We start from the raw sequence: 14,054 nt of genomic DNA, 5'->3' as shown, positions 1-14,054 counted from the left end.
GGAGCGGCGAATGGACGCCCATCCTGCCGCACGGTTGCTGATCGCCTCGTTGTTGGGGTTGGCTGTGATTGGCTGCAGCGACGCAAACGCTGCGGGCCCCGACAATTTCAACGGCGACGCCACGCGGGGCGCCGACCTCGTCAAAAACTACCATTGCGGCGGCTGTCACGACATTCCCGGCATCGCCGGCGCCGAAGGCAATGTCGGACCGCCCCTGCATCGGATCGGCACGCGCACCTACATCGCCGGCTACATCCAAAATTCGCCCGACAATATGGCGGCGTGGATCGAAGATCCACAGAAGGCGTTACCGGGTAACGCCATGCCCACAATAGGCATCCCGCAGAAGGACGCGCGCGACATCGCGGCGTTTCTCTATACGCTGAAGTAATCCCATGAGACCGATATCTAGCCTGGGGACCTTGTTCCGCGCCGCGCCGCTGCTGGTCATCACCATCCTGATTGTTGCCATCATGGGATTGGGCCTCACCGCCGGAGGCATCTGGCTCGCTGTGCTCGGCGGGTCCTTCTATTACCTGATTTCCGGCCTCGCGCTGCTGCTCACCAGCTGGCTCCTGGCACGACGCCGCGCCGAGGCACTGTGGATCTACGCTGCGCTGCTGCTCGGCACGATGATTTGGGCGGTCTGGGAAGTCGGGCTCGATTTCTGGTCGCTGGCGCCGCGCGGCGACGTGCTCGTTCCGCTGGGCGTCTGGCTGTTGCTGCCGTTCATCGCATCGCGCCTCGTGCCGGGCTTGCGGGCCGCACGATGGGCGCTGGGGCTCGTGCTTGCCATCGCCGCCGGCGTGCTCGCCGTCTCGCTGTCGCGCGATCGCCACGACCTCGCCGGCACGCTGCCGGAGAGCGGGACGACGCGCGCCGCCGCGGCTGCCGCATCGATGGTGCCTGGGGCCGGAGAGGACTGGACCGCGTATGGCGGCAGCGGCTTCGGCACGCGCTATTCCTCGCTCAACCAGATCACCCCGGACAATGTGAAGGATCTCAAGCTCGCGTGGGAATTCCGCACGGGCGACCACAAGGGCCCTGACGATCCCGACGAGATCACCAACCAGGCGACGCCGCTCAAGGTCGGCGACCTGCTCTACACCTGTTCGCAGCACCAGATCGTGTTCGCGCTGGAGGCCCCAACGGGTAAACTGCGCTGGAAATTCGACCCGCAGGTCCAGCACAACAAGAACTTCCAGCACATGACCTGCCGCGGCGTAGCCTATCACGTCACCAAGCCTGGTGGCGTGACCGCCGACGGCGCGCGCGCTCCCGCTGAGTGTCCGGCACGCGTCTTCATCCCGACCAATGACGGACGCATGTTTGCGCTGGATGCGCAGAGCGGCACCCCCTGCGAAGGCTTTGGCGATCACGGCCAGATCGACCTCAAGCAAGGCACCGAGATCCAAACGCCCGGTTTCTACGAGGGCACCTCGCCGCCGGTCGTGACCGAGAAGATCCTGATCGTTGGCGGCGCGGTGATCGACAATTACTCCGATCGCGTGCCCTCGGGCGTGATCCGCGGCTTCGACATCTACTCCGGCAAATTGATCTGGGCGTTCGATGCCGGCAATCCCGATCCGAACGAGATGCCCTCGGCCTCGCATCATTTCACTGCGGGCTCGCCCAATTCCTGGAGCATCTCCGCGGTCGACGAGAATCTCGGGCTCGTCTATGTCCCGCTCGGATCGAGCTCTCCCGATATCTGGGGCGGTGGCCGCTCGTCCGAGAAGGAGCGCTACGATTCCGCGCTGGTCGCGCTCGACATCAACACCGGGAAGCTGCGCTGGTCCTTCCAGAACGTGCATCACGACCTCTGGGACATGGACATGCCCTCGCAGCCCAGCCTTGTCGACCTGCGCACGAATGACGGCGTAACGCCGGCGATCTACATCCCCGCCAAAACCGGCGACATCTTCGTGCTCGACCGCCGCGACGGGCATCAGCTGGTGCCCGCGCCGGAGAAGCCGGTGCCGCAAGGGCCTGCGCCCGGCGACCGCCTCTCCGCGACCCAGCCCTTCTCGCAACTGAGCTTCCGGCCGCCGGGCATGCTGACGGGTGCGCAGATGTGGGGCAGCACGATGTTCGACCAGCTCGCCTGCCGCATCAAGTTCAAGCGCCTGCGCTATGAGGGGCCGTTCACGCCGCCTTCGGAACAGGGCACGCTGGTGTTTCCCGGCGATTTCGGCATGTTTGAGTGGGGCGGCATCGCCGTCGATCCTAAGCGCCAGATCGCGATTGCGAATCCGCAATCGATTCCGTTCGTCTCGCGCCTGGTGCCGCGCGGCAAGGACAATCCGGCAGCGCCGAACGCGGCGCATCCGCCCGGCACCGAGCTCGGCGTGCAGCCGATGTACGGCGCCCCCTACGGCGTCGATCTCGGCATTTTCCTGTCGCCGCTCGGCATTCCCTGCCTGGCCCCACCCTGGGGCAACATCGCAGCGATTGATCTCAAGTCTCACAAGATTGTCTGGCAGCATCGCATCGGCACGATCCGCGACGAGGCCCCGATCCCGCTGCCGTTCAAGCTGGGCGTGCCCATGCTGGGCGGACCGATCGTCACGGCAGGCGGCGTCGCCTTCATTACGGGGACGATGGATTATTACATCAGGGCTTTCGACGTGCGCGACGGCAAAGAGCTCTGGCAGAACCGGCTTCCGGCTGGCGGTCAATCGACACCAATGACCTATGAGGTCGGAGGCAAGCAATATGTGGTCACGGTCGACGGCGGCCACGGCTCGTTCGGCACCAAGCTCGGCGACTACGTCCGCGCCTACGCCCTGCCGGAGCGGCGGTCGTAGCGTAGCCGGCGCGCAGGCGGTCGTGATGCGCCGGCGGTGGAGACGACGAGCGCCACACAAGTCGCGATGCCGAGCAGCCCCTGCTGGTCAGGCCGGCCGACGGAGCATCTACTCGTCCTGCCGACCGAACCAGTTGAGGACGCGCGGTGGGGCGAAGCAGCTTTCAAAAAGCCGAACAGCACCTTGCGCCGGCTCGGGGTCTCTCGCCTGGTCCTTTGAGCCTGCCTGCATGGTCCGCCAACAACATCAGCACCAGGGCACGCGACAGCTCAAACGAAGCGGCGCATAAGTCCTCAAGGAATGCAAGCGCGCCTTCGAACGGGTCGCGGTGGATTTCGAAGGATTTTTTCGCTCCCAAAGATAGGTGGCGGAGAGAGTGTCCGCCAATTTGATCAATTTTTACGACAAAAAATAGGGGATTCTAGAAGCGTATCGGTTTTACATACACTCCTACATACACCGTACCGGCCGTACTATTCTTGAGTTAGCCGATCATTGAAGCGCGGCAGCCCAGCGGAGTTTGCGACCATCCGCGACCTAGGGACCGCGACCATCGTGCATGCGAGCCCGAGCCACCGAGCGGGGCCGGAACCAAGGCCAATGCCGAGGATGCGAAACGCTAATCCTTCCGTCTGGGCTTGTGTAGTTCTCGCAGCGGGACAGTGGGAATCACGCAATCCCCTTCCGGCGTCGGGACTTCATCGTTAGCATAGTCCTGAGGGCTGCTAAGGATCGGCACCGGATCACCGACCCAACCGCATTTATCGCAGGTCGGCCGCTCCCATTCCAGTTCGGGAGCACTAGAGTGATAACCGCGTTGCGGCGAGAGCCGATAAGAGCCGCAAGCAGGGCAGCTTTCAGGTGCGGCCCGGATGTGTCGAATGACCTGAGACGCCGCTAAGCCAAGCGCGTGCTCAACCGTCGTAGTCGCGGCTTCTGCATCGTACCATGTGGAGGCTTTGGCGTGTGTAAGCCAGTTGGCAAAACGCCACGCTTCATCAAGCAGCGTCTTGAGCAGATGGCGACGGTGCTCATGCGTGTGACCGGCAAGACTCGTGAGACATACATGATCCACCCAAGCCTTGAAGTCGGCCTGCTTCGGCTTGTTCGCCAGGTCCACTGCCCACGGCATCACGGTCTGCGCTGCGCTGGTGAAGGCGAGTAGCGCCTCACGGCAGCGGACGCCGACCGTTTGGAAGTCGCTGACCTCCTGCGCGCTCGCCAACGCGTCCGAGGCATCGGACATATGGCGAAAGCAAGCGGCAAGCGGCTCCACCGGAAGTTCTGACAGCCTTGCTCTCTGGCCACGCGGCACACGAAGGCACAGACCGACGTGAAAGGTGACTGCCAAATCCATGTTTGGGAATTGGACCTGGGAGTACAGGTTGGTCGGATTAGTTATCACCCACCAACGGTCAACGTTGGTGTGAACGTCCCACACGACATGCTGCTGGTTCAGGATGGTTTCGGCATAGACTTTCTGCAAGAACTCGACGGTTAGGTCGGGTGCTTGCCAGTTCATGTAGTCCACAATCGCCTGTGTCTCTTCGGGTGTGGATGGCAGCATGGCACCCGCTAAATGTTCGGATTGATCTTGGCTTGGTGACTGGGCTTGATGATCCCCAGGTCTTAGGCGTAGGGGTTGGGGCTGGTCATCCAGTAGTTCTATGACATCAATACATCTTGCGCGTGCTCCCGGCTTCGGTTTCAATGGCTGCCCTGCGGGGCCACGTGAAACTCGTTTCCCTTGGGCATTTCGGGGCTTGGGCCTGCTCGGTAGGCTGCTAGAGCGCAGTCGCTTGGCGGCGGCCTGAAGCGATGATCGAGCGGCATAGGGCGGGCAGGCTTCTCGCAGATGAAAAGGTTAGCAGAGTTATGGCTTTTGCGGAATTGCAAGAACTGGTGGACACCCCGAACGAAACGCTTGGGGTCGAATATAAGTCTTGGCTGGACCTGAATAGTCATGAGGCGCGAGCGGACATAGCACGGCATATTGCTGCTATCGCAAACCACGGCGGTGGCTGTATCGTGTTTGGGTTTGACGACACGACCCTTCAATACGTCCCCAGTCCATATGCCGATAAGATCGACCGAGATGTCATCTCGTCAATCGTGAAAAAATACTTGGAGCCTACATTTCAATGTGATGTTTCATTCGTCCGGTCCAGCGCTGGGAATGAACACCCTATTGTAATCGTTCCTGCTCATGGAGCTTCACCTATCTGCGCCAAAGTAAACGGGCCAATGGATGGCAAAAAAATTCAAGGGATAGTTCAAGGTCAGTACTACCTGCGTAAGACGGGTCCAGAAAGCGCGTCCATCCTGACAGCAGCCGAATGGGCTCCGGTTATACGACGATGTGCCATGCACGAAAGGGCATCTATTCTTGGTGCATTGGACGCCGCACTACGTGGCGCGCAACCCGCTCCATCTAACACCCAAGATGCAATAAGAAGGTGGCACGACGCTGCCCACGTTGCGTTTCTCAAAGAGATTTCTAATCGTGACGGCTGCGAGGAAGTCGCTCAATCGCATTGGCAATTGAGCTATTCAATTGATCGCTCCGACGAGCAGCAACTGTCGCGCCAAAATCTGTTGCAGACATTGCGTGAAATCAATTCCGAGGTCCGTGATCTCGTCAAAACGGGATGGAGCATGTTTTATATTTTCGACGTGCCAGAGATTAGGCCTTCGTGGCACACGGATGCAGCGAGCGGATTGGAGGAGAACGATTTCCTCGAATGCACGTTACTGAGAGATACGCGAGATCGTGATTTTAGACCGTTGTTTCCAGACCTTTGGCGGGAAACGCAACCCTCATCCGCAACTATTGGGAAGATGGTGCTGATTGGAATAAGTCCTTGGGATGGGAAAGCGGAACGTGGCTCAGTCCGAATTTGCTTACCAGGGCTCTAGCCGAATTCGTGCGCCACGCACGTGGAATGGCCGAGCGGTTTGACAGTCCAACCACTGTAACCTTTCGCGTCGAGTGGCATGGTCTAAAGGATCGAACTGTTCGAGACCCCTTTGGGCTTTGGATGAATAATTGGACTTCACACAGCAGTCACCGGGTTGCGACTGGATCATGGCCAGTGACAAGCCTGACCGATGCATGGCCAGAGATTGTTGCAGAACTAGCCGCGCCGGTTATGCGGTCATTTACGACAGAGTTTGTTTTGTCAGCCGATTGGATCCGCGGACAGGCACCAAAGTGGCTCCGAGCATGAGACATACCTGCGTGGCTTCCACTTGAAGGCCGCCCTATCCATACAAGCGCAGCCATCTGGTTGCGCTGCGGCCGACGAAGATTTCGGCGAGCGATCCGCCATCAACGTGGTGGCCGGGGGAGCGATAACGAATGCGAGTAATGTTACGGGCGGCTAAAATCGCACTGGAAAGTCTCGAGACAGCCAAGGCAGCTATCGAAGGGCTGGGCGGCACCATCGTCTACCAACGCCAGGATTCTCTAACGGGAGGCGGCGTGATCGCCCACCTCGTTGTTGAAGGTGAGCGCGCGGCGATCGTCGGGATGTTAGAACTCACTGAAGTTGGTCCCGTCGCCACAATGGCGATTGGAAATATGGCCTATCGAGTTGCTGCTCCTGGCGATGAGGTCGGCATTCTCTTGGTTTTCGCGGAGGTCGCACCTGAGGTCCCAACAAGAGTTTATCCCGAAACCTTGGGAAGGATAGAAGGCTCAGTCGCGACGGGTCTGTCTTGGGTAGCGGTAGATGCTGACGACCAGATCGTGGGCTACGCGCTCGCTTATGGCCACGACAGCACGATCTATCTAGACTATCTGGGCGTTTCCAAAACGGCGCGGAATCAGCACATCTCTAGAGTTCTTGTCTCGAAGCTAAAAGAAAGCGGCATGCCGATTGAGACGAACGTCCGGCCAGACAACAAAAGTTCGAAGGCTGAGCGTTTTGCATGTTTCGGCTTTGTCGAAATACCCAATCACTTCGATGGCAAGAAGCTGCGCTGGGAACCTGAGGGGAGATGACGTAATCCGCACGAAACCCCAAAAAGCGGCTGCACAAATTCAATTGTCTGGTCGTGCTGCGACAGACGAAGATTTCGGCGGCTTTGCCGAGTACGCGCCGGAGCCGAACCCGGAGACGAAGAAGAAGGACGTGGTCTGGTTTGCCCTCAACGATGAGAGGCCGCTGATAGCGTTCGCTGGCATCTGGACAACGTTCAACGGGGATCGCGGCACAAAGTCCAAGCCGGTGCCGGGACCGCATCAGGTCTATGGCTTTCTGACGACCACACCGAATGCCGTGGTCGAGCCGATCCACCCCGAAGGCAATGCCCGTGATCCTGCTGACCGACGAAGAGCGGGACGTGTGGATGCGTGCGCCGTGGGACGAGGCCAAGGCGTTGCAACGACCGTTGGCAGACGATGCCCTACAGATAGTTGCGCGCGGGGCGGACAAAGAGGACCGGATCGCCGCCTGATCGGTCGCTGGTCCGGCTCCCGGAGCCCCATCTCAAGTTTGCGTCCAGTAATCCGACGGAAGGGGTTGACCAACAGTTCTCTGTTGCAGTTGATGCAACCAACAGGACATGCGCCGATCAATTTCACGGCGATTGGTGTGGGCGGGGTATGAATGAGAACCGAAGCATCTGTGGAGGATCGAGTAATTTCTCTCGGTCCAGGTTTGGCGGCAATTCCAGAAAGGCTAATGCTGGCGCACGCGCGTGGGGAAGTACTGTTTGTTTGCGGCGCTGGCATCTCGCGGCCCGCAAACCTGCCGGACTTTCGAGAACTAGTGATCGACGTCTATAAAGTCCTCGATGCAGCGGTTCATGCTGTTCTAAAGGATTTGCCTTCATCGGCGTGCAATCAATGGGCGGCTGACTGCAAGGAGTTGAGCGAGCGGCAGGCTGCGGAAGTAAAGCGGTTTATCGCAGGTGACTACGACCTCGTTCTCGGAATGCTTGAACGACGTTTGGACAATCAGACCCGAGGCGATAGCCACGTTCGACGAGAAGTCGCCAAGCGCCTGCGCCAAGGGGATAGTCGTCCGGCATCTATTCATCGTACGCTAATGCGTCTCGCAGATCGAGGTGGAATGACCACGATCGTCACCACCAATTTCGATCTGCTCCTTGAAATGGCTGTCAAGAAACTACGTCCTAGCACCTACTCGCTCGGGTCGATCCCTCGGCCAAGTAGACAAAGTGAATTTTCGGGTGTCCTGCACATTCATGGAGCGCTCGACCGCAGCCCGGAACGCTTTTCCGAACTTGTCTTATCGGATCGAGACTTTGGCGAATACTATCTTAGGCGGCGCGTGGTACCCGATTTCATTTATGATGCGGCTCGCTTGTTTCACTTGGTGCTAGTCGGTTACAGCGCGAATGATCCGCCAATGCGATATCTCTTGAACGCAGTAGCGGCCGACGGCTCGCGTTTCGATGATCTAAAGGAGCGGTTCACATTCTTCGGCACCAACGCGCCCGATCCGGTGGCGTTGGAAGATTGGAACGCCCGTGGGATCACTCCTATTCACTACGATGCGAATGGAGGACATAGTGCGCTGCGAATGACGCTAGAGAGATGGGCGGATCTCTCGGCAATCAATGGCAATAGAAAAACGATTGATGCGGCGATCCGGCGGATCGTAAAGAGAGGGAGAGCCGTAGCCTCGGATGAGGATCGCGATTTATTTGACCATTTGATCAGAAGGAGCAACGCCAGCGAACGCGTCCGGCTTGCTGGGCTGGCTTCTGCTGCAAGCGCCGACCTCGGTTGGCTAGACGCGATAATGAAGATTGGCACCGAAAGAGAACGGGTCCACCGCACATGATCCCCTCATGGGCATATCTCGACGAGAACGATCGATCGGTGTTCCGAGCGGCTCTCGCATTCCTAGACAATCGTCTCGCAGAGCCAAGCACTATCGACTGGGCTGTGCGGTTGGGGCGCGATAGGCGGATCGAGCGTGCTGCGATCGAGAACCTGTTGAGTAGTCAACGTGCCGACGTGGCTAATGAACCGTGGGCGACGACCTGGCGTTTGATTGAAGAGAGTTGGTCGGAGAGACCTGTTGAGAGCGGTGCTTCAACCGCAATCTACGAAATCCAGAGACGACTGCGCTCCGGCGATCGCTCCGGCGCAATCGTTTCGGCGATTGTCGATTTGGTTGCTCCACGCCTGAAAGTTGAGGCCCTAACTTCCTCCTTCAGGCAGTTCGCCAAGGTGCCCCGACGACCAAAGACTTTCCGGCAATTGGTTTCAGCAGGATTGACGAGCGGCGAGGTTGTGGACTTGGACGTTCTCGAGCTAGAAAAACTCGACGATGTTCCATTTCTAACAGCGTTGGCCAATGCTTTAGACCGGGCAGTTGATCATGGTCTTGATATCGGACGTCGCATCGGTTGGGACGGACAACATCGCCTCTGGCAATTGGGCGATTTGAGCCGTGTCAATTACGTTGTTCGCAGCCGAAGAACGGTCGATGGACAGGACGACCCCGATGCTTACCATCATGGCATCGCACCTGCAGTCAAGCTCCTATACGAGGTCGTCACTAGGATTGGTGAACTGATCCGCGAGCAGGAGTTGTCTTTTGTTCGACGGTGGAAGTTGACGAACACGCCGGTTCACATTCGACTTTGGGCCGCCGCCGCACGCAATCCTAAGGTGGCATCTGCTGCGGAATTTAGTGCGTTCATGCTTGCGCTTGATGATAGCAGATTTTGGGATTTGCATGGGTACCCTGAAATCGCCGAGCTTAGAGCAGCGCGATTTGGCGAACTCGGTGCGGAGGCGCAAGCAACACTAACTGCTCGTCTCCGGAAAGGTCCACCCCGGAGTTTTTGGCCAAAGAAGGCAGAACCGGAAAAGGTCAAGATTGGCCGGCTGTATTGGGCGCTTCGAGAATTGAAGCGCAGTGATCTGGCCAATGGCAACCTGCCACAAAATGTTAAGGCATGGCTTGATGCTGAGATCGGAAAATTCCCTGACTTGATAGGTATGAGTGCCGACGAGGGCCTTCCGGAGGGAGTGACGGTCAAAGATGTCGTTTCTAGCCCAGATGATCGATATGACGCTCTGGAAGGCCTAGCGCGGCTGCGAGCGCTCGAAACTGCTCTTGCAAGTGCTGGCGAGAGATGGAGCGACGATCCCGCAGGACGTGCGGATGATTGGCTTAGGCAGCCCACGAAGGTCGCGCTGATACTAAATGACCTGGAGCAGGCGGAACGTGGCGGAGACGAATTCCCAAGAGTATGGAACCGTTTCGGATGGGCACACTCGCCCACGCGGCCGGAACCGGTAGATGCTTCCGCACAGGACTTTCAAAATGAAGCCGATCGCGTATTGGCGCTGCTTGCGCAGCTATCCGAGAGGACCCTATCGATCGCCATTGAGGGCATTAGCAGTTGGTTAGACCATTGGCGAAAGCATGTGGTGGTCTCCGCAGATGGGCTTGCTGTATGGCTGAAGGTTTGGCCGTTGGCTGTAAAGGCCACAAACAACCAGGCCGAGAGTGAAGACGGTGCCAATCTTAGCGTGGCAGCTACGATTGGGGACAATGATCGAGAGCCAACGGACATTGATACGCTCAACACGCCAGTCGGCAAACTCGTCGGTGTTTTCCTCGCTGCTTGTCCTTCACTCAACCAAGTTCCGAGTCCGTTCGAGGCTGGAGCAGCCGCACGCCAGATGAGGGATGTCCTTATCACCGCTGATGGCCTTAGCGGATTGATCACCCGGCACCGTCTTATCGAAGGGCTACCCTACTTCCTGCGTGCAGATCGCGCTTGGACGGAGGAGAACCTCGTCACGCCTCTCCAAAAGGGAGATGGAGCCTCGCTCACCCTTTGGCGCGCTGTTGCGCGGGCAACTCGTTTCACCGATGTGCTCAAGTTCATCGGCAACGCGATGGCAGAAAAAGCAACAGATCGAAGGTTAGGAAGAGAAGTGCGCGGACGTTTGGTGTTTAGCCTCATTGTTGAAGCACTCCACGCGCTTCGCGAGAACCGCGAACCTGCTGTTCCAAATGCGCGCGTTCAGCAGATGGTGCGAACTTTGGACGACGAAGTCCGGGCAACCGCTGCAAACGCCGTTCAGCAGTTTGTCAAAGACCTTTCCTCACAGGCCCCACGGGGTGGTGAGCCGCCTTCTGCTGCTGCTCTGTTCCGAACCGCCGCAATGCCATTTTTTCGCGGTGTGTGGCCGCAGGAGCGTTCGCTCGCGACGCCCGGCGTGAGCAAGGCTCTCGCCGATCTTCCAGCTACGTCACGTGAGGCGTTCGCCGACGCAGTTGAAGTGATTGAACGATTTTTGGTGCCCTTCGAATGTTGGTCGATGCTCGACTACGGCCTTTATGGTGATGAGGGGGAAAGTAAGAAGCTTTCAATGATCGATGATGAGGTCAAGGCAAACGCTTTGCTGCGGTTGCTGGACCATACTATTGGAACGTCGGAGGGCGCAGTCATTCCCTACGACTTGACGGATGCTCTGGATCAAATTCGAACGGTCGCACCGCATCTCGTGGACAGTGTCGGTTATCGTCGTCTGTCAACGGCGGCGCGGCGCGTTTGATGCGGCAAACAAAAGTTCGATACCTCCGAGGTCGACGCCGACATGTCACAAAAACAGATCAAGGAGGCCCTTGCTCTTATCTTTTCGAGGCACGTCGGCGATATCGCTGTGTCATTGTGACCAGAATAAGTATTTGTAATGTTCACGCGCTGGAACACTTAACCGTGCGGTCTGAAGCTCACCGTTCACGGCCATGGCGGGATGTCGCTCGGCTTGATCGTCAAGGACGCTCCAGCATCGACAGCATCGATGGCATCCTTCCAAAATTGAATGAAAGGCGCCGCGTGTTCGGTGAGGAAATGGCCGAGGATAGCGTGTTCGTGTTCGTCTTGTTCAGTCCTGAACTCGGGCGGCAGCACGTCACCGCCCAACTTGCCGAGCAACACTCCGCACCGGCTGAATGCCCGGTCGAGCGCGATCAGCTTGCACCGCATGAGCTTCCACTTGCCGGGTGATCCAGCGCGCGTGCCCGTCGTGTACTGAGTCACCGCCTGCGTAAACTCGCGATGGGCCGCCATAAGGTGAACCCAATTGCGCGTGTATTCCGCGCTGAACGTGCGTTGCTCGACAGGAGTGTTGAGCGGTATTTTCATCTGTTTGAGAGCGCGAGCGTGCTCCAGCTTGGTCACCATCGTCGTCCTCCCGCGTTGCGAACAATCTTCTTATCCTGACCTCTTCAGATGCAATGCGCGCCCCGCAAACATTGCGGGGCGCGCATTCGGTTGACGCTCGCTTTACACTGGCCTTGCAGACGCTGGCCGTTATGGACGAGCGTGACGCCCGTCAAGTGATGGCACTGGTCTATATCGGCGCTGGATGGTGCGAGAAACCCACTCGATCAACCTGAGCGAATGATAGGCTCAAAGCACCGCACTCGTCGATCAATCGAAGAGCGAGCTACCCTGCGAACGCCGCGTGTAAGTAGGGCTTTACCGATGCAACCGATTGATCTCGGCGACTAAAATTTTTTGAAAGAGGATCGACTGCTACGCTCACTAAACATCAACTCAGATCGATTACGTTGCCAACCAACGTCAGATTGATGTTTCCTGTTGCTAGGCAACCGTTGGCTGATGTTGGTTAGCCGGCAACGAACTGACAGCTCAAGTTTGTTGGTAGGCAAGCATTGATGATTTCGACTTGCGCGGAGCCGGCCTCAACAGCGCGCTGCCACCGCTTCCGGCGTGCGCGCTCCATCGTTAACGCCTTGTGTGTCTCCACGCCCAAGATAATCTGATCGATCTCTGCGACCATCCAGGGTACGCTTAAATGCGCGACACGGTGGACAGCGTCATGGCGACATCGTAGTACACGGCATCGATATATCGCGTGAAGGGCCGGAGAACATCACGTGGCAAAAAAGACGAAGAGCAAGCGCAAAGAGTACACCAAAGACGACGTGAAGCTGCTCAAGGCGCATTCCAAGGCCCGCACCCCCGTTGCCAAACTCTCGAAGCTGATGAAGCGCTCCGAGGGCTCGTTGAGGCAGAAGGCTCTCAGCCTTGGAATTGGTTTGGGCCATCAGCGCTAGGCGGGAGCCGCGCGCCCATAGACTGTCAAAAGAAATGCCCCGGCGTGCTCACTCCGCCGGGGCCTTTCAAGATCATCAGGCCGGTTACATCCCCCGTGCCTTACGATCGTTGACGTCGTCGATTACCGTAGAGCCATGATCGGCGAGTTAGTGCAAGATCGCGGACGGCCGCTCCATCATCGCCCAAGCTTTGCTCCAACTCGCCGGCGTATCTCGCCTGGCGCGCGCGGTGTTCCCGCATGCGCTGGGCGGCGGCCAATCGGTGAAAGCCCCTTCGCCGCGGTTTCCATGGTGGACCTCCTGGGCTAAACGTCGTCAAAATGCGCAACCCCCCTTTAGGAATTTAATCCCATTGCGTACGACCGGCCGGTGCGGTCGCGGGGGCCGCCGCGGCGCAACATTTTTGCTCCCCCCCCCCCCGCGTGCGGCTTGCGCTCCGCCATTGCCGCGTCGGTTGGCTTGGCGTGCGGCGTGTGCGCTCCGCCCTTGTCGCGTCGGTTTCCTTTCCGTTTGGGTCATTGGGCATTAGGGATCGGCCAGACATCAGACCTGTTCTGATGACTGCGGGGAGCGAGTTTGGCCCGATCACCCGACTTCTTACGCAGAACCGCCACGCAGTTCCCGTCCCCCAAGACCGGGCTGATTGACCTGATTAACAAGAGGCGAGCACCGAACGCACCCGGATCGAGGGACGCCTGGGCGAGATCGAGCGCGAGATCAAGCGCATCGTGGATTTCATCGTGAAAGGGATGGCTACCGACGCGCTTATCCCGCGAATGAATGAACTGGAGGCCGATCGCAAGGCGCTCGCCGCGCAACTTGAGGAGACCAACGAAGCCGACAACGTCATCACGCTTCATCCTAAGGCTCTCGACCGCTACAAACGCGCAGTCCGGGAGTTGGCCGAAGAGTTCAAGCGTGGCAGCGCAACCGAGTTTGCAACGATCCGTGAACTGGTGACCGCGATCATCGTGCATGCCAGTCCGAGCCGGCCGGGGGGCGCAGGGTCCAAGGCCAGCGTTGAGGATGATCGTCGCGTTCGCATCGACGTCAAGGGCCGACTGGCCGCTCTGTGCGACAATCCGGCCCTGTTTCCGAATATGGCTATGTCGGGGGTGAGCGGCCCGAGACATAGGTGACAGAACGTACCGGGCACATGGGT

10 protein-coding genes and 1 pseudogene are annotated in these 14,054 nt (G+C 58.6%); 9 read left to right on the top strand and 2 right to left on the bottom strand.

Translation table 11 applies throughout. The features are described 5' to 3' along the window. Nucleotides 1-10 precede the first annotated feature (10 nt). Both P6U28_RS04695 and P6U28_RS04690 read left to right on the top strand, forming a co-directional pair. Nucleotides 11-391, top strand: coding sequence for a cytochrome c family protein (locus P6U28_RS04695; protein WP_122404658.1), 381 nt, complete (start codon nucleotides 11-13; stop codon nucleotides 389-391). Between the two features lie 4 nt (nucleotides 392-395). Then, on the top strand, nucleotides 396-2,807 hold the full coding sequence (locus P6U28_RS04690; protein WP_209296266.1) for a glucose/quinate/shikimate family membrane-bound PQQ-dependent dehydrogenase: 2,412 nt from the start codon (nucleotides 396-398) through the stop codon (nucleotides 2,805-2,807). A gap of 619 nt (nucleotides 2,808-3,426) precedes the next feature. On the opposite strand, the gene P6U28_RS04685 is transcribed toward P6U28_RS04690, so the two are convergent. Continuing rightward, nucleotides 3,427-4,374, bottom strand: coding sequence for a hypothetical protein (locus P6U28_RS04685; protein ID WP_209296267.1), 948 nt, complete (start codon nucleotides 4,372-4,374; stop codon nucleotides 3,427-3,429). Nucleotides 4,375-4,625: 251 nt separating this feature from the next. Here P6U28_RS04685 and P6U28_RS04680 point away from each other — a divergent pair, with 251 nt between their 5' ends. The 5 genes and pseudogenes from P6U28_RS04680 (at nucleotide 4,626) to P6U28_RS04660 (ending at nucleotide 11,361) form a co-directional block, all read left to right on the top strand. Continuing rightward, nucleotides 4,626-5,723: a helix-turn-helix domain-containing protein gene (locus P6U28_RS04680; protein ID WP_122404660.1), complete on the top strand. Its 1,098-nt coding sequence runs from the start codon at nucleotides 4,626-4,628 to the stop codon at nucleotides 5,721-5,723. A gap of 442 nt (nucleotides 5,724-6,165) precedes the next feature. Then, nucleotides 6,166-6,810, top strand: a complete 645-nt coding sequence (locus tag P6U28_RS04675; RefSeq protein ID WP_122404661.1) for a GNAT family N-acetyltransferase — start codon at nucleotides 6,166-6,168, stop codon at nucleotides 6,808-6,810. A gap of 82 nt (nucleotides 6,811-6,892) precedes the next feature. Beyond that, nucleotides 6,893-7,265 (top strand): annotated as a pseudogene (locus P6U28_RS04670) (SOS response-associated peptidase family protein); the annotation flags it as partial. A gap of 152 nt (nucleotides 7,266-7,417) precedes the next feature. Then, nucleotides 7,418-8,620, top strand: coding sequence for an SIR2 family protein (locus P6U28_RS04665; RefSeq protein WP_122404662.1), 1,203 nt, complete (start codon nucleotides 7,418-7,420; stop codon nucleotides 8,618-8,620). Then, nucleotides 8,617-11,361, top strand: a complete 2,745-nt coding sequence (locus P6U28_RS04660) for a hypothetical protein (protein ID WP_407121840.1) — start codon at nucleotides 8,617-8,619, stop codon at nucleotides 11,359-11,361. Before P6U28_RS04665 ends, P6U28_RS04660 begins: the two co-directional genes overlap by 4 nt. 185 nt (nucleotides 11,362-11,546) lie before the next feature. On the opposite strand, the gene P6U28_RS04655 is transcribed toward P6U28_RS04660, so the two are convergent. Next, nucleotides 11,547-11,993 (bottom strand): hypothetical protein, encoded by a 447-nt coding sequence (locus tag P6U28_RS04655; RefSeq protein WP_122404664.1) that lies wholly within the window; start codon nucleotides 11,991-11,993, stop codon nucleotides 11,547-11,549. A gap of 719 nt (nucleotides 11,994-12,712) precedes the next feature. On the opposite strand from P6U28_RS04655, the gene P6U28_RS04650 reads away from it, so the two are divergent. Further along, a complete protein-coding gene (locus P6U28_RS04650) occupies nucleotides 12,713-12,892 on the top strand; it encodes a hypothetical protein (protein WP_122404665.1) in 180 nt (59 codons plus the stop codon). Between the two features lie 728 nt (nucleotides 12,893-13,620). After that, on the top strand, nucleotides 13,621-14,031 hold the full coding sequence (locus tag P6U28_RS04645) for a hypothetical protein (protein ID WP_181956126.1): 411 nt from the start codon (nucleotides 13,621-13,623) through the stop codon (nucleotides 14,029-14,031). Nucleotides 14,032-14,054 lie beyond the last annotated feature (23 nt).

Origin of the sequence: Bradyrhizobium sp. STM 3561, assembly GCF_045571455.1 — a bacterium.
Classification (GTDB): domain Bacteria; phylum Pseudomonadota; class Alphaproteobacteria; order Rhizobiales; family Xanthobacteraceae; genus Bradyrhizobium; species Bradyrhizobium vignae.
The sequence above is the reverse complement of the archived record's forward strand: the minus strand, read 5'-3'. Positions and strand labels throughout refer to the sequence as shown.